Genomic DNA, 17733 nt, shown 5'->3' on the forward strand with positions numbered 1-17733 from the left:
TTTAACAGCGGGCCGGGCGGCTCATTAGGGTGAGAAAAAACACACTGGAGTAACTTGTTATGATGAAAGCATTTTTTAGCCGCGCTCTGCTGCCGCTGGTGGCCGCCTTCGCCCTGATGGGGAACGCCAGCGCCGAAGCGCTGCACGCCATTCGCATCGGCGTGCCGGATCAAAGTGCGGGCAGTAAGCCTTTTATTGAGGGCCCGGTCGGCATGGCGTACATCCGCCACCAGCTTGAGGCGGTGTTCAAACCCCAGGGCGTTGAAATTCAGTGGCAGTTCTTTAAGGGCGCAGGTCCGGCGGTGAATGAAGCGCTGGCTAACCAACAGCTTGATTTTGTCTACCTTGGCGATCTGGCGGCCATCATCGGCAAAGCGAACGGCCTTCCCACGCGCCTGCTGTTGGGCAGCCGCGGGTCTGAATCTTACCTGGCGGCGACCCGCGCCTCGGGCATAAAAAAACTGGAAGATTTAAAGGGTAAGCGGGTCGCGGTGTATCGCGGTACGGCTGACCAGCTGGCCTTCGATCGCGCCCTGCAGTCCGCGGGGCTTACGGAAAGAAATCTGCAGGTCATTAATCTCGACTGGAATGCCGGAAAAGCGGCGCTGGCGGCAGGCCGCGTGGATGCCGTCTGGGGCGGCGTGTCTCTTCTGGCGCTGCGGGGCGATAAGATCGACGTGGTGGTGAAGAGCGGGGATTCCGGTCGTCAGAACACCACCCAGGCGGGATTCCTGGGGACGCAAACCTTTATTGACGCCTGGCCGCAGGCGACGCAGCAGATTATCGACGTGCTGGTGAAAAACGCGGCAGAAATCAGCGACCCGAACAATCGTGAAGCCTGGTCGGCGGAGATGGCGCAGCAAAGCCAAATCCCTAAAGCGCTGTTCCTGGAGGAACTGCAGCCACAGGATCTTAACTTCACCACCTCACCGCGCATCGATCCCTTCCTGACCGACAGCTTTACCAACAGCGTCGAGCAGGCGCATTCGGGGCGCCTGATCCGCAGCGCCTTCAGTGCCAAAGAGTGGTTTGACGGCGCCTTCGTCGAGCAGGCCCTTAGGGCGCAAAAGCTGGAAAACCGGTGGCCGCAGTATAATACTCAGGGCCAGCCGCTTTAACTCCCCTCCTCCTGCGCCAGCAGCTGATTCTGATGCTGGCGGTCGGCATGGAGGATCGTCTCAATCATCTTTTCTACCAGCGGCGGCTGGGCAGCATGGACCGGGGAAATAATGGCAAACCGGGTTTGCATCAGCCGCCACTCTTCGGGCAGGTCGCTTATCTCCAGCTTCACCAGCCGGTGGCTGTGCTGGCACAGCGCAAAGCCATCCTCGCTGGCGAAGCTTATCGCGTGGGTGCAGGCGAGCGTAGAGAGCAGCGCATAGACGTGGTCGCACTGGATTGCGGGGGTAAAATCCTGCTGCTGGCTGAGGGTGGCCAGCACTTTGCGCACCCCCGGCGGTAAATAGGGTGCCGCAAAGGGGTAACGCAGCAGCGCCTGCACGGATACGGTATCCTGCTGCGCCAGCGGATGGTCGGCATGACAGATAAAAAAGCAGCGCTGCGGGCTCAGCGGCTGCACCCGCAGCTGGGGATCCAGCTCCGCCTGCCAGCTATCGGCCACGACAAACGGGAAGTGTTGCGTGTTCAGCGCCTGATGCAGCGTGAACCAGTTATCAATCTGAAAGCGCACCTTCGCCTGCGGCATACTGCGATGAAACGCCCCCACCGCGGCGGGGATCAGGCGAGCAGCCGGTGCCGGACCGCAGCCGAACGTCACTTCGCCGGTTTGCGCCTCCTCCGCTTCGCGCATCTGGCTGCTGAGCTCAACGTTCAGCTCCTGAAATCGACGGGCGTAGGGCAGCAGCGTTTGTCCGTGCAGCGTCAGGGTGGCCAGTTTGCTCTGCCGGTCAAACAGGGGATGCCCGACGCTCTGCTCCAGCGCCTGAATGCTGCGGCTAAATGCAGACTGCGAGAGGCAGACCGCCTCTGCCGCGCGATTAAAACTGCCGTATTCAACCAGCGCGACGAAGTTGCGCAGTTGGCGAAAGTCTAGATGCATAGTCCCGGGTTATCCTTTAACGTTTTCGCTACAGTACGGGATAGCGGCCAGGTCGCGCAATCGCAGGTTCATCTTTGCCAGTAAAGCGGCGTGCCGAACCGCTCTACGTAATAGTCAATCACCGCCCTGACGTTAAGGGGCGGATGACGCGCGTTCGGGTAGATCGCCGCAATGGTCTGTGGCTCGGTGTTGATTCCGCATTCATGCTCCGGCAGGAGCGACACCAGCTCGCCGCTTTTTAGCCTTTCACTCACCAGCCAGTCGGGGAACAGCACGATCCCCATTCCGCCCAGCGCGGCAATCAGCAGCGTTTCGGCGTTGTTGGAGGTCATCAGCGGCGCAACGGGATAGTGAACCCACGCCTCGCCCGGCCGACGCATCAGCCAGCGGTTAGGCCCGGACGATCCGCGGTAGACAAGGCAGCGGTGATGCGCAAAATCCTCCGGCGCCTCAGGCACGCCGTGCTTTTGCAAATAGGCCGGCGACGCCGCCAGATGATAAAACTGCTGCCCGAGCACCCGCGCGTGAAACGAGGAATCCGTCAGCGTGCCGATGCGAAACAGCACGTCGGCAGCATCCCGGTGCGGATCGATAAAGTCGTCGGTGAGCGTCAGCTCAATGTTGAGCCGCGGATAGCGCGCTGAAAGGCCGGCCAGCCCGGGAGCCACGTGCCGTTGTCCAAAAAAGACCGGGCAGTTAATTCGGATCAGGCCCGTGGGCTCCAGGGATCGCTCGTCCAGCTCCCGTCGCGCCTCCTCAAGGTTTCCCGCCATCGCCCGGGCATAGCGAATAAATAGATGCCCGCTTTCGGTCGGAATAACGGCACGCGTGTTGCGGTAAAAAAGCTGCTGGCCGAGCGCGTCCTCAAGCTGGTGGATCACGCGTGAAACCTGCGAAGCGGAGACCCCTTCCCGGCGCGCGACAACGGAGAAATTCTGCGCTTCATAAACCTCAATGAAGATCAGCAGCGCGCGAATGCTAATGTTTCCGGCATCAATCATTAATGCATATCCTGCACAGGTGTTTCCTGCATTATGGCATTTTTCTCATCGGTGGTAAGGCGTAATCTTCTCGGCCTGGAATAAGGGAGAAGAAGCACAATGCAATTTTTTTTGATTTTACTGGTGATTGCCGGCGGGATGGGGCTGTCCGTTGAGGCTGGCCTGCTGGGGCCGCTGGGCGAACAGGTCGGGGATTTGTGGGCGACGTTCAGCATATTTGGCGTCGGAGCCGCACTGACGTTTCTGCTGATGCTGTTTTTCAGCCCGCGCAACAGCCCGTCGTTTTTCGCGCAGCCGTCCTGGCAGCTGCTGGGCGGCGTGCTCGGACCGGTTTACGTGGTTATTCTGACCATCGCCACGCCGGTCATCGGCATCGCCATGACGATGATCGGTATTCTGGCGGGACAGGTATTCAAAAGCCTGATCATCGACCACTACGGCCTGCTGGGTACACCGCACCGCAGGATCGATACGAAACGCATTATCGCGCTGGCGTTCATTATTGCCGCGCTTATTCTCGTGGCGCAGGGGTAACGTTATGACCGTCATTATGATTATGTTAGCCGTTATCGGCGGCGCAACGCTGAGCGTCCAAGCCGCCATTAACGGACAGTTGGGCAGCCGCGTGGGCGTATTTAAAAGCGCGTTTCTCACCTTTTCCGTCGGCGCGCTGGTGACCGCCCTGCTCATTTTCTTCTTTGAGCCAAAACAGGCGGTCAGCCTGATGGACGTGCCGAAATGGCAGCTGCTTGGCGCGCTGTGCGGCGTGCCGTACATCGTCGTGATGGTGCTCGCCGTGCAGCGTATCGGCACGGCCGTCGCGACGGTGGCGGTTATCCTGGGCCAGCTGGCCATGAGCATGCTGATTGATAACTTTGGCTGGCTCAACAATGAAGCCATTCCGTTTTCAACGAGCCGCCTGGCTGCCGTCATCTGCCTGGGTATTGCCCTGTATTTTATTTACTCCAGCAATAAATCCCGCCCCGCCAGCGACTGAATCACGCTTTACGGGTAAAGAAGAGCGTCACCGTGGCGACGGTGACGCCAAATTTCTTCATTTCGGTTTTATTAAACAGATGCGTTCCGTCCTGCAGGTACATCCAGTCGTCGAAGTGCAGCAGCCAGGTTTTACCGTCAGCCTTAACGTTCATGCTGTAGCGCCAGTTGAAAGCGTTACCCGCCGCCTGGCCGGCGGCGACGCCTTCGATATCGCCAGCCGTCCCTTCATAGCGGTCTGCCGTCACGCGGCGGATGTGCCAGACGCGCTGCTGTTTTTCGCCATCGTCGTAGACAAAATGTTCGTTGAGGGTCAGCGTATCGCCAATGACATCGCCCGCGATTTCAACGTGAAAGCGGCGGATCTGCTTCCCGCTGCGATCCTGCACCATGCCCCACGCCTCGGTTTTCCCCTGGAAATAGGTGAAAATGTCCAGCTTCGGCTGCTGCTGACGGTACTCCGTTACCTCCGTGCTGCATCCCGCCAGCAGCATCGTCAGGGCAAAAGCCGCGATCATAATTCGTTTCATTGTTGACCTCCGATCAGCTGCTTACGCAGTTCGGGATATTGGGTACGGGGATCGAGCCATATTGCCAGAAAACGCGTGCTGAACGCCGCTGGCTGCGGTGGCCCCAGTGGAGTAAAACCTGACTGCGCGGGGGCGCGATACCAGAACTGCCCCTGCCTGTTCTTAAGCACAAACGCCAGCTGTGAACCCGTCGTGACGTTCGGCCAGAGCGTCCCCAGCATCCGAAGCCACGCTTCGCTCTGCGGCGCTTCCTGCAGAATGCCCTGCGCCCGCCATTGGTCGCGCGTTGCCTCAACCAGCTCCTCGCGGTCGATATCGCGCGCGTAGGTGATAAGCAGCGCTCGGTCTCCGTTTTCGCCGTCATAACGCCCGTCCGGCGTCAGCAGCTGCGAGGTGTAAACGGTAAAAGGCCCCCAGGTGAGCGTGGCGCTTCCCACTTTGCGCCAGCCGAGCCAGTCGGCAGCGTGGGCCGTAGAGGTAAACGCGGTAAGACAGATCATCAGCAGAACGGCTCTCATTGTTGCCTCCCCATCAGCAGGTGGAAAAACAGCATCAATACCAGCCAGCCCGGCGCCATCCAGCTGACGACGATAAAGGTCGGCTCCAGAAACTCAATCGCGCCCAGCCGTTCACCGATGAGGTAGGCCACCGGCCCGCCCACGGTTGCCAGCAGCGTTAACATCCAGCCCGGTAGCGTTGTGGTTCGCGTCAGCTGGGTCCAGACGGTGGCAAACATCAGCCACAGCGCCACCATCCACAGGGGCATGAGGGACGCCCCCGTAAAGGCAATCAGCCCGGTCATTGCCCAGAGGGCGTCAAGCAGGCTGCCCGCGGCGGCAAGTAAAACGGCGTACAGCCTGTGCGCAGGCGACAGCATCAGGCAGGCCAGGATCGCCAGCGCGAGCCAGATGACCAGCCCCCGCTCGCGAAACAGCACCACCAGCGTCCAGTAGAGATCGAACGCGATGGCCAGCAGGAAAACCTGCCCATACTGTTTCATACGCGTTCCGCAGTCAGCTGCACCACGCTGATGGTGCGGGCGTTGAACCCGGCTTCGCAGTAGCCAAAGTAGTAGAGCCACATCCGGCGAAAGCGCTCATCAAACCCCAGCGTTTCAATCTCCTGCCAGGCGTGGACAAAGCGCTGCCGCCAGTGGGCCAGCGTGCGGGCGTAGTCTGGCCCCATATCAAAGAGGTTGCGCACGACAAAATCGGTATGGCGCGTCATCAGCTCGTTCATCGCGGTAATGCTCGGTAAAAAACCGCCGGGAAAAATGTAGCGCTGGATAAAATCGACGCTTTTGCTGTAGTCGCGGTAGCGCTGGTCCTGAATGGTGATGGCCTGAATCGCCATGCGTCCACCCGGGCGCAGACGCGCCTGGCAGGTGCGGAAGAACGTCGGGAGATAGTTCTGCCCCACCGCTTCAATCATCTCAATCGACACCAGCTTGTCGTACTGACCGGTGAGATCGCGATAGTCGCAGAGCAGCACCTCCACGCGGTCCTGCAGCCCGGCGCGAGCGATCCGCTCCGTTGCCCAGAGATATTGCTCTTTTGAGAGCGTGGTGGTGGTTACTCTGCAGCCGTAATGGCGGGCGGCATACTCCGCCATCGCGCCCCAGCCGGTGCCGATTTCCAGCAGATGGTCCTCCGCGCTGAGCGCGAGCTGGTCGCACAGGCGCGCCATTTTTGCCTGCTGGGCCGACGTTAAATCCTGCTCCTCGGCGGTAAACAAGGCGCTGGAATAGAGCAGCTCCTTGTCCAGAAAATGGGCGTAAAAGGAGTTCCCCAGATCGTAATGGGCGGCGATATTGTCCCGCGCCTGCGCGCGCGAATTGCGTCGCATCCAGTGGCGCAGACGCTCAACCGGCCTACCGAACAGGCGAAAGCCGTTTTCCAGCCGTCCGAGCACGTCACCGTTGAGTGCCAGGAGCTGCAGAAGCGGCGTAAGCTGGGCGGTTTCCCACTCGCCGTCCATCCAGGCTTCGGATGCAGCAAGGCTACCGCCCGTTAAGACGCGCCAGTAAACCCCCGGCGTCAGGACCTGAACATCGGCGTGTAGCGCAGCGGAGGGGTCGCCAAACTGAAAGGTTTGTGCCCCTTCTCGCACGGTAAGCGATCCGCCTCGGATGCCGCTCAACAGGCGGAAAAGCAGCCAGCGCGCGACGCGAACGTTGCGCGGAATATCGGGTTCAAGCGCAAAGACGGGATCGGTCATGAGCGTTCACTCCTGCTGACGGGATGGTTATGCAACGGCACGCGCTTGAGCCACAGCCTTAGCGCCTGCCAGTAAATAGCGAAAACGGTTTTGAGCGTCATCAGCGGGATCCGCACCAGCATCCGCCTCAGCGACGCGCGCGTAAGCGGCTCCCGGCGAAGCGCCAGCGTGGCGTCAAACACCTTTTCGTCCTGATGGTTCTCAATATGCATGTTGAGGGTGTTATCCGGGCTGTTGAAGCGCCAGTGGTAAACCATCTCCATTGGGTTAAACGGCGAGACGTGGAACGCTTTTTCCGTTGGCTGCGCGTTCTGCCCGTTCACCGCGTAGTAATGCCGCTCGTTCCAGGGCGTATTGCGCACCTCGGCGAGCACCCAGCGCAGGCTCTCTGCCCGGTCATAGCAGTAGTAAAAATTGACCGGGTTGAAATGAAACCCGAAGTAGCGCAGCTGCGTCAGGAGCATCACGCGCCCGTCGGGACGCTCACCGGTCAGGCTCTCCAGACGATCGAGCACGTTCTCCTTTAGCGGCGCGCCCAGCGGGTAATCCGCATCGTAAAACGAGGCGGCGGCAAACCGGTTGCGGCGCACGCCAGCGGCGGGCAGCGCGTCAAGCTCGTCGAGATCCAGCCAGGCCATGAAGACGGTGTAGGTAAAGTCGTGCGCTTTCGGCTGCAGCCGGCGGTGGCGCAGCGCGCCGTGATAGAGGCAGCTGTTCATCTCAGTTGCCCTCCTCTGCCGCCAGACCGTGCACCACGTCCAGCGCGCTGCGCACGCCGTCCTCATGAAAACCGTTGTACCAGTACGCGCCGCAGAACCAGCTCCGGTTATGGCCGTTGATCTCCCCGCGCCGCGCCTGCGCGCGCCAGCTTTTCGGGTTAAACAGCGGGTGTTCATAGACAAAACGCTTCAGGACGAAACGTTCATCCACCGGCGTTTCCGGGTTCAGCGTGACGCAGAACAGCGGGCTTCCTGCGGGCAGCCCCTGCAGAATATTCATGTTATAGGTGACGCAGGCGCTGGCCCGATCCCGCTCGCTCAGCCTGTAGTTCCAGCTCGCCCAGGCGCGCTCGCGCGCCGGCAGCCAGCGTTTGTCGCTGTGCAACACCACCTCGTTGCGCTGCCAGCCAATATCCCCCAGCACCTCACGTTCTGCGGGCGTCGGATCGTCCAGCATCGCCAGCGCCTGCCCGGAATGGCAGGCAAAGATCGCCCGATCGAAGGTGTGGCTGTCGTTGTCCAGCCGGATCGTGACGCCCCGCTCGTCGCGGCTCACCCCCTGCACGGGCGCGTTCAGGCGTAACGTTACGCGGTTTCCGAGCTTGTCCAGCATCGCGCGGATGTACTCACGCGATCCGCCGGGCACGACGTACCACTGCGGGCGGTGCGTGACGTCCAGCAGGCCGTGATGCTCAAAGAAGCGCAGGAAAAGCGGAAGCGGAAAGCGCTTCATCTCCTGCAGCGACGAGGACCAGATGGCCGCCCCCATCGGCAGAATGTAGTGACGCGCGAAAAACGGCGTAAAACGATGCCGCTCCAGAAAGGTCTGCAGCGTAGCGTTCGGGTCAATCTCCTCCGTCAGCGCCTGTTTTGCCAGGCGATTGAAGCGCACGATCTCCTTCAGCAGCGTCCAGAACGCCGGATTGAAGATATTTCGCCGCTGAGCAAACAGCGACGTCAGGGTGTGTCCGTTGTACTCCAGCCCGGTTTTCGGGTTGTGCACCGAAAAGCTCATCTGCGTTTTCTGCCCGCTGATGCCTAACTCGCTCAGCAGGCCCATGAAGCGCGGATAGGTACGGTCGTTGTAGACGATAAAACCGGTGTCAATAGCGAAGGTTCCCTGCGGCGTGGAGACGTCTACCGTCGCGGTGTGTCCGCCCGGCGTGGCTCCGGCTTCAAACACGGTGACCTGATGATGGCCGGCCAGCCGCCAGGCGCAGGTTAACCCGGCAATGCCGCTGCCGATAATGGCGATGTTCATGAGCGCACCATCCTGCGCAGGAGCGCATTCTGAATAAAGGCCGGGAGTGCTGACAGCAGCCGCAAAATCAGGCCAAAACTGCCGGGAAAGGCGATGTGATTTTTTTCCTTCGCCAGACCGGAACGGATCGCCTTCACGGCGTCGTCGACGCTCACCCTACCCGGCATGGCGAAATCATTTTTTTGGGTCAGCGGCGTGTCGACAAAGCCGGGTGAGACGACGGTCACGCCGATCCCTTTCGGTTCCCAGTCGAGGCGCAGCGTCTCGGCAAACCAGGTTAAGGCGGCTTTCGACGCGCCGTAGGCTTCGGCTCGCGGGAAGTGCAGCCAGTGCGCCATCGAGCTGACGATGACCACGCGATTCCCCGCCGCCAGCTGCAGCTGCAGTGCGGCAAGACAGTTAACCGGGCCGAGGAAATTGGTGTTCATTACCCTCTCCACCAGCGCGGCATCTACGTCGCCGTGGTTGAGGTATTCGCAGGTTCCGGCGCAGAGGATAACGACGTCGGCGTAGCACCCCGTCAGCGCCTGGCGACAGGCGTCCCTGTCCGTAATGTCGAACAGGCGAACCGTGACGTTCGGGCTGTGCTGGTGCAGGGCTTCAAGACGCGCCGGGTCACGCCCGCAGGCAATGACGTGATAGCCGTCATCCGCATAGGACCTCGCCAGCCCGGCGCCAATGCCGGAACTCGCGCCGGTAATCAGTACGGTTTTCATGATTTCACCCTGCGCTTCACGCCGCGTACCGCCCAGCCGAGCACGGGAAGATGTTCATAGATCATCTCTCCAGCGTCGTAATAGTCCCGCTGGCGCACAATCAAATCGTTTTCCGTGTCCACCACGGAACAGCCCGGCAGCTCAAGCGGATCTCCCCCGGCAATGCGCGGATGCGACCAGTGCATCGTCCATGTGACGACAAAACGGCTGTCGCCACTCAGCGGGGGGTCGATGGAAAAGCGGCAGTTGTCCACGTTAGCCAGCAGATGGGTAAAGTAGCGCTGGAGCGCAAACAGCCCGTGATGCTCACCGAAGGGATCGATAAGCGTGGCGTCAGGGTGGTAAAGCCCTGCCAGCGCCGACGGTGGCTGGGCATCCAGCGCGGCGTAGTAATCAAAAAACCGACTGACGACGGAGGGCAACATGCTCATGGGTCACATCCTGGCTGTAAACAACGTGGCGTAATCGCATAATTAAAACTTACACAATCACCGTTATTTGTCCAAATTTGTTGGTGAATATATTTTTTTAACCAACATTTACATAGGGTTAAAAATCACAACAAAAGCCATTTTTGAGATCGGGATGAGTTCCCGTGCCCGGCAGCTGCTGATTTTAAGGAAAACCTTAAGGCAAACTCGCCGTTTATCCTCCAGGCTTATCCTTTTTATTCATAAGGATGCTTCGCAATGAGACGTTTCTTTCTCTCCCTCTTTTCAAGCCCGGAATCTTTGCTTCAGGTGATGACGCAGCAGGAGATCATTGAAGCCGTTGAGGACGGGGACCGCATTATTATCGATCAGGACGGAAACGCCTCGGTGAACTACAAAAGCAATGAGGTTCGCCAGGATTTTCTGCGCCACGTCACTGCGCTGAAGAGGGCGTGATATGGGAACGGCGATATTTATGGTGCTGATGGTGTGCGGGTACTGGTATACCAGCCGCGACCTCTCGACGCGGTTTAAAATTAAGCGTTCCTTCGGCTGGGACGTGTATTTCCTCGTCGCGCTTTATGGCTGTATTTTCGTTTTACAGGGCGTGATCGCCACCGGCCTCCTCTGGCTGCTGCTGTTTGCGCTTTCAGCCGCGGACAATACTTTTCACTTTACCTCGCAGAAATATGCCGACTGGCAGATAGATTTCATGAACTGGAGTTTCCTGGGGATCCAGGCGCCGGTAGTGGTGATGCTGGCCTTCGCCATTCTGTTCTGTCTCTATCGTTCTAACTGGGCGGGCAGCGCGAGGCTCGACGGCGAGGGCCGGAAAAAACTCTACAAGCGCCTGGCGCAATCAAGCGGCATTGAACAGCTCCTTTACCAGTGCATGGAGCAAGGGGAGCTGGCGCAGGTGGCGCTGAGGTCTCGGCGAATCTATGTCGGCATGATCCATACCGCCACGCTGGAATATGAAAAGACGGCCAATATCGTGCTGATCCCGATGCTAAGCGGCTATCGCGATGAAAAAACGATGAATCTGCGCATCGAAAATAACTACAGCAGGTGGTACCACGAGCATGACATCACGCTTGATTCGGATCCCCGGAGCGCCATGGACTTCCGCAGAGTCATCTTGCTCAATCAGATTGAGAGTATTTCGCTGTTCGACCCCGCCAGCGCCAGCGCGCTGGAGATGGCGCCGGAGGAGGACAACGACGAGCGGTAGCCTACTTTGTATAGCGGCGCAGCGTGGATGCCGGGTGCTTCAGCAGCGCCGCCTCAGGACGTACCGGACGGCGGACAAGCTCACCGCTGCAGTTTGGACAGCGCCCGCTCAGCGCCTGAGTGACGCACTCGTTGCAAAAGGTGCATTCGAACGAGCAAATGTAGGCTTCGGACGTATCGGGCGGGAGATCTCTATCGCAACGTTCACAGTTAGGGCGAAGTTCAAGCATGGGGTTTACCTGTTTTTTAGATAGACGCCTGAAGAGGCATTCTCATTATTTTCAGTACGCTTTGCTGTGATGCCGTCTCAAACAGCACTTCATTGACGCAAAGCATGCCCTGTCTCTGATAGAACCTGTAAGCGCCTTCGTTTTGCTCGAGTACTTCCAGCCATAAAAAGCGCTTGCCGTTAATTCTGGCCAGCCGTACGGCGTGTTCAAACATCAACTTGCCATAGTGTTTTCCCGTTTCAGCTGGGTCCAGGTAAAGTTTATTTAGCAGAACCCCGACGTCGCTCGTGCCCGGTATGGCCGCTTCCCAGGTGACTTTCATAAAGCCAATCGGGCGTTCGGTTTGCGCCACGTACCAGGCTACGCCGCTCTCCTTCAGGCTTTGTTCGAGCACGGGGAGAGAATACTCGTCGTGCAGGAAATTATTCATCTCCGTTTCCGACACCCACAGAGGTTTAAAGTGGGCGGAATAGATGCGAAACCCGAGGTCGCTGAGCAAGCGTGAATCGGCTGGCGTGGCGTGTCGTAAATGAAGGGTCATACGCTGAATCCTTGCTTTTCCATTTCGTTCAGTATCATGCATTTTGGCTGAGATCCCAACGGATACGCATTTCCCCCTGCCGCCGACCGGGAAAACCGTGTAAACGGCTCATTCTGCCGAGCCGATGACGCCTCGCTCTACGCTGCCTGCCCGGTTATTTTCTCCAGCCCACTCTTCAGCCCGTGAATAACCGCATCGACATCCATTCCCATCTGGGCATGAATGATGGCTCCGTCGATCAGTAACATAATTTCATTAAGGCGTTGTTCATCGGAAATAGCCGTCAGGGCCGCAATTTTTTCTTTCGTCTCTAATTTATGGCTGCGGCAAATTTCTTTTATTTCGTTTTCAACCTCTTCGGATTTCGCTTCTGCGCTGGCGTTGATAAATGCGCAACCGTGGAATGAAGGCATCACAAACCACGCGTGAAGCGTTGCTGCCAGGGCATCCGACGCAGTTCTCCCTTTGTCAACATTCAGGCGCAGCGCGGTCTCAAACCAGTCTATCCATATTTCGTGCCGATAATGCAAATAGGCAAGAATGAGCAAATTTTTACTGGGGAAATGACGATAAAAAGTTACTTTCGTCACGTGAGCCTGCCTGATGATGGTATCTACACCCGTTGCTTTAAACCCCGTGGAATAAAACAGCTCATGCGCGGTTAGTACTATTTTCTCTCTGACGCTAATTTTTTCGTCTTTATTCGCAATGGATGTTTTCACCACGTTCCAGCCTCAATTGAGTTGTTGACAGCGTTATTTTTCAGGCCTAGATTAACGCAAGTAGACAGATCTGTCTACATACTATCAACCAGAGGTCATTCAGATGAACACACGCCCACCGTTACCGCCCTTTACCCGTGAAACGGCTATCGAAAAAGTCAGGCTGGCAGAAGATGGCTGGAACAGCCGCGACCCCGCAAAAGTTGCCCTCGCCTACTCCGTGGATACAAAATGGCGAAACCGTGCGGAATTTGCCGCTAACCGCGAAGAAGCCCAGGCCTTCCTGGACCGCAAATGGAAAAAAGAGCTGGACTATCGCCTGATCAAAGAGCTTTGGGCGTTTACAGAAAACCGTATTGCCGTGCGCTATGCCTATGAATGGCATGATGATTCGGGCAACTGGTTCCGTTCTTACGGCAATGAAAACTGGGAGTTTGACCAGGATGGCCTGATGACGCGTCGTTTCGCGTGCGTAAATGACATGCCGATCGAAGAATCAGAGCGTCTGTATCACTGGCCGCTGGGCAGACGTCCAGATGACCATCCTTCTTTAAGCGATCTTGGGTTATAGGTTGGATCGCGAGGGGATCTTCAATCACACCTCTCTGAGCATCATTCGGGGGAACGGCAGCGAGACGTCCCCTGAATGAAGATGGGCACGGGCGATCAGGCAGCCTTCACGGCTCTGATTTTTTTCCCGTCAGCCGCTTCAGAGTCCGTGCGATCTGTTCCCGCCGGGGCGTTGAGATCGGGGAGCCTGCTGGTACGCAGAATATGCTGCACGGCCTCTTTCTGCTCGGCGAGATGCAGCCCAAGATCCTCAGCCTGCGCTTCATCCAGCTGTATACCGCTTTGCAACAGCCAGTCGGTGAACGCTTCCGCCATATCGAGCAGTTTGTCGTGAGCGTCAGCCTCTTTCTTGCTGGCAAATGTCATTTTCTCTTCACCTTTTCTTACGACAACATATTTTATTTCAACAGCCATGATACGCCCCTTTTACTGTGGTTATATACAGTATAACAGCACCTGGCGAACGTTGCAGCCAAAATGTGTTTCGCAGGGCACATTTCCTTTCCAGCCGTACAGGGATACGCTACTCTCACAGCAGCGTTCGCAACCCAAGCGGTTCAGTGCCTGTACCCTTGCTTACCTCCTGAAAAATCAGATAAACATCTGATTTACGATTGCTCAAAAAGGTTAATAAATGAAAAAAACAGCCCCAGAATATACCCCTGTTGACCTATCCCGCTGGGCAAGAAAGGAGCATTTCGAGGTCTTTCAGTCTTTTGCGCAATGCACGTTCAGCCAGACCGTTCAGTTAGACATTACCGGGCTGCTAAAAAATACAAAAAAGTTTGGCTGGAAATTTTACCCTACAATAATTTTTCTCCTTTCACAGGCTGTGAACCGGCATGCTGAATTCCGTATGGCCATGAAGGATGGTGAACTTATAGTCTGGAATGAAGTCCACCCCAGCTACACCATTTTCCATAATGAGACGGAAACGTTCTCATCCTTATGGAGCCCTTATGATGGCAATATTCTCCACTTCCTGGACGCCTATTCAGCAGACGTTGCCCGCTATGGCAACAACGTTGCTTACTGGCCGAAGGGCGAGTCTCCGGAAAATATATTTTTCGTATCGGCTATCCCCTGGGTAAGTTTTACCAGTTTTGATACCAACGTCGCGAAGATGCAGAATTTTTTCACCCCCATGTTTACGCTTGGGAAATACGTTGAGCAGGAGGGGAAAATACTGTTGCCACTCGCCGTTCTTGTCCATCACTCCGTGTGCGACGGTTTCCATGTGGCGAGAATGATCAACGAGTTACAAGAGACATGCCATGATCTGCTGAAGCATTTAGACGAACTCAATGCCTGATTCGCCTTTTGCCAGCAGGCAGGCTAGCGTAGCCACTTTTAATGGCTGTTTCCCGCCCCGTTATTACAGCCCCCTGAACGTTCTGCTGGCGTTTAAAACGTATTCACCTGTCTCTGACCAGATCGGTTATTCATCCGCGATGCCGATGCTGAATAATTCTGCTGCCGTTGTGAGTCGGTAGCGGATTTTTAAAGTTCAAAATCCATTTAGCGAAAAATCATCTACTCTTCTTAGTGCAAGGAATGAATTTCCATCCTGATGGGAATTTTTTCACGTTTTACCGGATTTCTTTTTATAAATGGACTACCCGGCTCCTTTAGAGCACAGGTGTTGAAGGTGGTTATATTTCCTGTTTCTTCAATAAGTTCCTGGTTCCGAACGCATATATTATTTAAAGGACAACCGTTATGACTCACATTCACGAAAGCGCCATAAACAGCACGACTCCCGACGCTCGTCTGACGCTGCCCGCCGCGAGCAGCAGCGCTGTATCATGGGGCGCAATCTTCGCCGGCGCAGCAGCGGCGGCCTCTCTCTCTTTGATTTTACTTATCCTGGGTGCCGGGTTAGGTCTTACGTCTGTTTCGCCATGGGAAAGTCGCGGGCTTGACGCAGGTACGGTGGGTATTGCCGCTATAGCATGGTTAACTTTCACTCAGATTGTTGCGTCAGGAATGGGCGGCTATCTGTCCGGGCGGCTGCGCACCAAATGGGTCGATACGCGCGGCGATGAAGTCTATTTTCGCGATACTGCACATGGATTTTTAGCCTGGGCCGTCGCGGCGCTCATATCCGCTGCGCTGTTCACAAGCGCCGTAAGCTCCGTCATCGGAGGAGGTGCTAAAATCGTGGGGAATGTTGCCGGCGGAGCAGCGCTAACTACGGCGGCGGGTGCCGCGAGCATGGCTAACGGGTCCCAGGACGAACAGGGTTCGTCGATGCAGTATTTCGTCAATTCGATGTTCAGGTCGAATGCCCCAGGCAACGCCGACGCTCCCGCATCGCCAGCCGCTCCGGCAACGCCTTCAGCATCTCAACAGCCCGTCTCTCCTGCACAGCTGAGCGAGGTGTCGGGGATATTTGTAAACAGCATTACCAGCGGGACCTTGCCCCAGGAAGATCGTCAGTATGTCGCTCGGTTGATCGCTCAAAATACGGGTATCAGCCAGCAGGAGGCTGAACAGCGGGTGCAGAGTACCTATGACAAAGCCCAGGCTAAATTAAAAGAAACGAAGGAGAAAGCTCAGCAGGCTGCGGATGCCGCACGCAAAGCCACGAGCTATCTGATGCTCTGGACGTTCATTTCTCTGCTGGCAGGTGCCTTTGTCGCCAGCCTGTGCGCGACCTTCGGTGGTCGTCAACGTGATTTATAATCGTTAAAAATGCGGGAGGTTTTAAATGCGCTCTTTATTACTGTTCTTTCTAGGGGTACCCATTCCAATTATTATTTTGATTGCCCTGTTTTTCCACTGATGCACGTGTAGCGACAGGCCTTTTTAAACGGCACGTCATGAGAGTAGCCAAAACATAAATGCCCGGAAGGGCATTTATGTTTTTCCTTTAGGGGTTATGCCAGCGCGAGCTAACTGACGCTCTTTTTACGTGGCAGACTTCGGGCGTAAATTCTCATCAAACGTCAGCCGCTTGCGCCCTTCTTCCCCCTCGCGCAGCGGCTCAACCTGATGCATCGTGAGCTTACAGCGCTCCACCAGCACCTGATACTCTTTTGTACCCTGCTTCTTCCACGCTATCTCCTGCGCGCTCAGCTCACGAATCGCTTTTGCCGGGCTGCCAACGATCAGGTGGTTGGCGGGCATTTCCGCTTTCGCTTTTACAAACGCTGCCGCGCCGACGATGCTGTTCTCACCGATCGTCGCGCCGTCCATCACTACCGCGTTCATGCCCACCAGCGCGTTACGGCGGATGATGCAGCCGTGCAGAATGGCGCTGTGGCCGATATGCCCGTCCTCTTCAACTACCGTGTCCTGCTCCGGGAAGCCATGCATTACGCAGTTATCCTGGATGTTGGCACCGTCTTTCACCACGATACGGCCAAAATCACCGCGCAGGCTGGCGTTCGGGCCAACGTAAACGCCCTTGCCCAGAATCACGTCGCCAATCAGCACCGCCGTCGGGTGCACATAGCTCTCGTCAGGAACGACCGGCGTCAGGCCGTCAATTTGATAAACCGGCATTTTCACTCCTTATGCGATATTAAGACCACCGAAGCGCTGGAAATAGAGCGTACCGGGCGCGGGCAGCTCGCCCACGGAGGTTTCCCCCTTCTCGCTGACAAACGCCAGCGCTCCCGTCGCGACGCGCTGGTAGATGTTGATACAGAGCTGTCGCGCGCTTTGGCCCGCCCAGTGCGCAGGCAGCAGCTCCTCCGGCAGCAGCGGATCTTTCAGCACCACGCGACGGTAAAAGTGAATCAGCAGAAGCTGGATCTGGAAGCAGCGTTCCGGCGTGAGATCCCCCGGCTCGGCCTCTTTCAGCAGCGGCAGCAGCGGGCGGAACGAATTGATAAACGTCTCGTACATCGCGTTCTGCTCGGTGAGCTGCCAGCACTCTTCCACCCGCGAACGCAGCGCCGCGCGGGACAGCGCCAGCGGCGAATGGGCCTCAAAGAAGATGACGTTTTCCGCCACGCCCGCGTCGTGGAGCAGCGACTGTACGTCCGCCAGATGCTGCGACGGCGAGGCCATCAGGCTCGGTGCCAATGTGCCAAACCCTTGCCATATCAGCTGTTTTTTTACATCGGCCAGCGTGGTTTTATCCAGCCCTTCTGAAAGCAGAAGCAGCCACTTGCCGTCCCAGGCGGGCAGCTCCGCGCGGTAGATTTTGCTTTCCGCACGGCGGGTCAGGCGCAGCCCTTTGTCGCTCAGGCGGTAAAAGCTGCGACGCCCGATGCGCGAAACGTCCAGCCAGCCCTCTTTGTTCAGGCGGAACAGCGCGGTACGCACGAAACGCTCGCCAAACCCCATACCCTCCAGCAGTGCCGCAAGGCTTCCGAGCCAAATTTCGCCGCCGCGATGGGAAAGCGCGTCGCCGTACAGCGAGGAGATGAGCGACGTCCCGCTGATCGGAACGGAGCTGACGGCGTGCTGGATGAAGGCATCAAGTTTATTCATGTGATTCATTCTGTTGTGATTTTTATCCTGGATGAATCATAGCACAGGAATCTGGGGTTTCCCCTCA

At 57.2% G+C, this 17733-nt stretch carries 24 protein-coding genes; 8 read left to right on the top strand and 16 right to left on the bottom strand.

The window, feature by feature from the left end:
* Positions 1 to 59 precede the first annotated feature (59 nt).
* A complete protein-coding gene (locus D5067_RS12180) occupies positions 60 to 1118 on the top strand; it encodes an ABC transporter substrate-binding protein (RefSeq protein ID WP_119934340.1) in 1059 nt (352 codons plus the stop codon).
* Here D5067_RS12180 and D5067_RS12185 read toward each other — a convergent pair.
* Together D5067_RS12185 and D5067_RS12190 are read right to left on the bottom strand one after the other, a co-directional pair.
* A complete protein-coding gene (locus D5067_RS12185) occupies positions 1115 to 2059 on the bottom strand; it encodes a LysR family transcriptional regulator (RefSeq protein WP_032669943.1) in 945 nt (314 codons plus the stop codon). The two genes, D5067_RS12180 and D5067_RS12185, sit on opposite strands and share 4 nt — an antisense overlap.
* Positions 2060 to 2127: 68 nt before the next feature.
* On the bottom strand, positions 2128 to 3060 hold the full coding sequence (locus D5067_RS12190) for a LysR family transcriptional regulator (protein WP_119934341.1): 933 nt from the start codon (positions 3058 to 3060) through the stop codon (positions 2128 to 2130).
* Positions 3061 to 3159: 99 nt separating this feature from the next.
* On the opposite strand from D5067_RS12190, the gene D5067_RS12195 reads away from it, so the two are divergent.
* Entirely contained in the window at positions 3160 to 3594 is a 435-nt protein-coding gene (locus tag D5067_RS12195; protein WP_032669945.1) for a DMT family transporter, read from the top strand.
* Between the two features lie 4 nt (positions 3595 to 3598).
* Positions 3599 to 4057: a DMT family transporter gene (locus D5067_RS12200; RefSeq protein ID WP_032669947.1), complete on the top strand. Its 459-nt coding sequence runs from the start codon at positions 3599 to 3601 to the stop codon at positions 4055 to 4057.
* 1 nt (position 4058) lies between these two features.
* On the opposite strand, the gene D5067_RS12205 is transcribed toward D5067_RS12200, so the two are convergent.
* From D5067_RS12205 to D5067_RS12240, 8 genes are read right to left on the bottom strand one after another with little or no spacing between them, the layout of a single operon-like run.
* Positions 4059 to 4586 carry a DUF3833 domain-containing protein gene (locus D5067_RS12205; RefSeq protein WP_119934342.1) on the bottom strand — a complete coding sequence of 176 codons (528 nt, stop codon included), beginning with the start codon at positions 4584 to 4586 and terminating at the stop codon, positions 4059 to 4061.
* Positions 4583 to 5104 (bottom strand): hypothetical protein, encoded by a 522-nt coding sequence (locus D5067_RS12210; RefSeq protein WP_119934343.1) that lies wholly within the window; start codon positions 5102 to 5104, stop codon positions 4583 to 4585. Before D5067_RS12210 ends, D5067_RS12205 begins: the two co-directional genes overlap by 4 nt.
* On the bottom strand, positions 5101 to 5586 hold the full coding sequence (locus tag D5067_RS12215) for a DUF2878 domain-containing protein (RefSeq protein WP_119934344.1): 486 nt from the start codon (positions 5584 to 5586) through the stop codon (positions 5101 to 5103). Before D5067_RS12215 ends, D5067_RS12210 begins: the two co-directional genes overlap by 4 nt.
* Complete coding sequence (locus D5067_RS12220) at positions 5583 to 6803, bottom strand: SAM-dependent methyltransferase (protein ID WP_119934345.1); 1221 nt, start codon at positions 6801 to 6803, stop codon at positions 5583 to 5585. The genes D5067_RS12215 and D5067_RS12220 overlap by 4 nt, the downstream gene beginning before the upstream one ends.
* Positions 6800 to 7522: a DUF1365 domain-containing protein gene (locus D5067_RS12225; RefSeq protein WP_119934346.1), complete on the bottom strand. Its 723-nt coding sequence runs from the start codon at positions 7520 to 7522 to the stop codon at positions 6800 to 6802. Before D5067_RS12225 ends, D5067_RS12220 begins: the two co-directional genes overlap by 4 nt.
* A 1-nt stretch (position 7523) precedes the next feature.
* Positions 7524 to 8783: an NAD(P)/FAD-dependent oxidoreductase gene (locus D5067_RS12230; protein WP_119934347.1), complete on the bottom strand. Its 1260-nt coding sequence runs from the start codon at positions 8781 to 8783 to the stop codon at positions 7524 to 7526.
* A complete protein-coding gene (locus D5067_RS12235) occupies positions 8780 to 9499 on the bottom strand; it encodes an SDR family NAD(P)-dependent oxidoreductase (RefSeq protein ID WP_119934348.1) in 720 nt (239 codons plus the stop codon). Before D5067_RS12235 ends, D5067_RS12230 begins: the two co-directional genes overlap by 4 nt.
* Complete coding sequence (locus D5067_RS12240) at positions 9496 to 9930, bottom strand: nuclear transport factor 2 family protein (RefSeq protein WP_062937752.1); 435 nt, start codon at positions 9928 to 9930, stop codon at positions 9496 to 9498. Before D5067_RS12240 ends, D5067_RS12235 begins: the two co-directional genes overlap by 4 nt.
* A 258-nt stretch (positions 9931 to 10188) precedes the next feature.
* Between D5067_RS12240 and D5067_RS12245 the strand changes: the two genes are divergently transcribed.
* Positions 10189 to 10386: a hypothetical protein gene (locus D5067_RS12245; protein WP_032669954.1), complete on the top strand. Its 198-nt coding sequence runs from the start codon at positions 10189 to 10191 to the stop codon at positions 10384 to 10386.
* 1 nt (position 10387) lies between these two features.
* Complete coding sequence (locus D5067_RS12250; RefSeq protein ID WP_032669955.1) at positions 10388 to 11161, top strand: hypothetical protein; 774 nt, start codon at positions 10388 to 10390, stop codon at positions 11159 to 11161.
* Position 11162: 1 nt separating this feature from the next.
* Here the strand turns inward: D5067_RS12250 and D5067_RS12255 are convergent, their stop codons facing one another.
* From D5067_RS12255 to D5067_RS12265, 3 genes are all read right to left on the bottom strand, one after another.
* Positions 11163 to 11390, bottom strand: coding sequence for a DUF1272 domain-containing protein (locus D5067_RS12255; protein WP_119934349.1), 228 nt, complete (start codon positions 11388 to 11390; stop codon positions 11163 to 11165).
* 16 nt (positions 11391 to 11406) lie between these two features.
* Positions 11407 to 11931, bottom strand: coding sequence for a GNAT family N-acetyltransferase (locus D5067_RS12260; protein WP_119934350.1), 525 nt, complete (start codon positions 11929 to 11931; stop codon positions 11407 to 11409).
* A 137-nt stretch (positions 11932 to 12068) separates the two neighbouring features.
* Positions 12069 to 12653: a TetR/AcrR family transcriptional regulator gene (locus tag D5067_RS12265; RefSeq protein ID WP_119934351.1), complete on the bottom strand. Its 585-nt coding sequence runs from the start codon at positions 12651 to 12653 to the stop codon at positions 12069 to 12071.
* Positions 12654 to 12756: 103 nt separating this feature from the next.
* Here D5067_RS12265 and D5067_RS12270 point away from each other — a divergent pair, with 103 nt between their 5' ends.
* Positions 12757 to 13224, top strand: a complete 468-nt coding sequence (locus D5067_RS12270) for a nuclear transport factor 2 family protein (RefSeq protein ID WP_032669963.1) — start codon at positions 12757 to 12759, stop codon at positions 13222 to 13224.
* A 95-nt stretch (positions 13225 to 13319) separates the two neighbouring features.
* Here D5067_RS12270 and D5067_RS12275 read toward each other — a convergent pair whose 3' ends face one another.
* Positions 13320 to 13637, bottom strand: coding sequence for a YebG family protein (locus tag D5067_RS12275; protein WP_119934352.1), 318 nt, complete (start codon positions 13635 to 13637; stop codon positions 13320 to 13322).
* Between the two features lie 220 nt (positions 13638 to 13857).
* Between D5067_RS12275 and catA the strand changes: the two genes are divergently transcribed.
* On the top strand, positions 13858 to 14535 hold the full coding sequence (gene catA / locus D5067_RS12280) for a type A chloramphenicol O-acetyltransferase (protein ID WP_119934353.1): 678 nt from the start codon (positions 13858 to 13860) through the stop codon (positions 14533 to 14535).
* Positions 14536 to 14942: 407 nt separating this feature from the next.
* Positions 14943 to 15908, top strand: a complete 966-nt coding sequence (locus D5067_RS12285) for a hypothetical protein (protein ID WP_119934354.1) — start codon at positions 14943 to 14945, stop codon at positions 15906 to 15908.
* Positions 15909 to 16133: 225 nt separating this feature from the next.
* Here the strand turns inward: D5067_RS12285 and paaY are convergent, their stop codons facing one another.
* Both paaY and paaX read right to left on the bottom strand, forming a co-directional pair.
* Entirely contained in the window at positions 16134 to 16730 is a 597-nt protein-coding gene (paaY, locus tag D5067_RS12290) for a phenylacetic acid degradation protein PaaY (RefSeq protein ID WP_119934355.1), read from the bottom strand.
* A gap of 9 nt (positions 16731 to 16739) precedes the next feature.
* Positions 16740 to 17675, bottom strand: a complete 936-nt coding sequence (paaX, locus tag D5067_RS12295) for a phenylacetic acid degradation operon negative regulatory protein PaaX (RefSeq protein WP_119934356.1) — start codon at positions 17673 to 17675, stop codon at positions 16740 to 16742.
* Between the last annotated feature and the right edge of the window lie 58 nt (positions 17676 to 17733).

This window comes from Enterobacter huaxiensis (assembly GCF_003594935.2).
Classification (GTDB): domain Bacteria; phylum Pseudomonadota; class Gammaproteobacteria; order Enterobacterales; family Enterobacteriaceae; genus Enterobacter; species Enterobacter huaxiensis.

Excerpts from the sequence above, each read along its gene's own strand:
- D5067_RS12180 (WP_119934340.1), top strand. The coding sequence starts at position 60 with ATGATGAAAGCATTTTTTAGCCGCGCTCTGCTGCCGCTGGTGGCCGCC.
- D5067_RS12185 (WP_032669943.1), bottom strand. The coding sequence starts at position 2,059 with ATGCATCTAGACTTTCGCCAACTGCGCAACTTCGTCGCGCTGGTTGAA.
- D5067_RS12190 (WP_119934341.1), bottom strand. The coding sequence starts at position 3,060 with ATGATTGATGCCGGAAACATTAGCATTCGCGCGCTGCTGATCTTCATT.
- D5067_RS12195 (WP_032669945.1), top strand. The coding sequence starts at position 3,160 with ATGCAATTTTTTTTGATTTTACTGGTGATTGCCGGCGGGATGGGGCTG.
- D5067_RS12200 (WP_032669947.1), top strand. The coding sequence starts at position 3,599 with ATGACCGTCATTATGATTATGTTAGCCGTTATCGGCGGCGCAACGCTG.
- D5067_RS12205 (WP_119934342.1), bottom strand. The coding sequence starts at position 4,586 with ATGAAACGAATTATGATCGCGGCTTTTGCCCTGACGATGCTGCTGGCG.
- D5067_RS12210 (WP_119934343.1), bottom strand. The coding sequence starts at position 5,104 with ATGAGAGCCGTTCTGCTGATGATCTGTCTTACCGCGTTTACCTCTACG.
- D5067_RS12215 (WP_119934344.1), bottom strand. The coding sequence starts at position 5,586 with ATGAAACAGTATGGGCAGGTTTTCCTGCTGGCCATCGCGTTCGATCTC.
- D5067_RS12220 (WP_119934345.1), bottom strand. The coding sequence starts at position 6,803 with ATGACCGATCCCGTCTTTGCGCTTGAACCCGATATTCCGCGCAACGTT.
- D5067_RS12225 (WP_119934346.1), bottom strand. The coding sequence starts at position 7,522 with ATGAACAGCTGCCTCTATCACGGCGCGCTGCGCCACCGCCGGCTGCAG.
- D5067_RS12230 (WP_119934347.1), bottom strand. The coding sequence starts at position 8,783 with ATGAACATCGCCATTATCGGCAGCGGCATTGCCGGGTTAACCTGCGCC.
- D5067_RS12235 (WP_119934348.1), bottom strand. The coding sequence starts at position 9,499 with ATGAAAACCGTACTGATTACCGGCGCGAGTTCCGGCATTGGCGCCGGG.
- D5067_RS12240 (WP_062937752.1), bottom strand. The coding sequence starts at position 9,930 with ATGAGCATGTTGCCCTCCGTCGTCAGTCGGTTTTTTGATTACTACGCC.
- D5067_RS12245 (WP_032669954.1), top strand. The coding sequence starts at position 10,189 with ATGAGACGTTTCTTTCTCTCCCTCTTTTCAAGCCCGGAATCTTTGCTT.
- D5067_RS12250 (WP_032669955.1), top strand. The coding sequence starts at position 10,388 with ATGGGAACGGCGATATTTATGGTGCTGATGGTGTGCGGGTACTGGTAT.
- D5067_RS12255 (WP_119934349.1), bottom strand. The coding sequence starts at position 11,390 with ATGCTTGAACTTCGCCCTAACTGTGAACGTTGCGATAGAGATCTCCCG.
- D5067_RS12260 (WP_119934350.1), bottom strand. The coding sequence starts at position 11,931 with ATGACCCTTCATTTACGACACGCCACGCCAGCCGATTCACGCTTGCTC.
- D5067_RS12270 (WP_032669963.1), top strand. The coding sequence starts at position 12,757 with ATGAACACACGCCCACCGTTACCGCCCTTTACCCGTGAAACGGCTATC.
- D5067_RS12275 (WP_119934352.1), bottom strand. The coding sequence starts at position 13,637 with ATGGCTGTTGAAATAAAATATGTTGTCGTAAGAAAAGGTGAAGAGAAA.
- catA (WP_119934353.1), top strand. The coding sequence starts at position 13,858 with ATGAAAAAAACAGCCCCAGAATATACCCCTGTTGACCTATCCCGCTGG.
- D5067_RS12285 (WP_119934354.1), top strand. The coding sequence starts at position 14,943 with ATGACTCACATTCACGAAAGCGCCATAAACAGCACGACTCCCGACGCT.
- paaY (WP_119934355.1), bottom strand. The coding sequence starts at position 16,730 with ATGCCGGTTTATCAAATTGACGGCCTGACGCCGGTCGTTCCTGACGAG.
- paaX (WP_119934356.1), bottom strand. The coding sequence starts at position 17,675 with ATGAATCACATGAATAAACTTGATGCCTTCATCCAGCACGCCGTCAGC.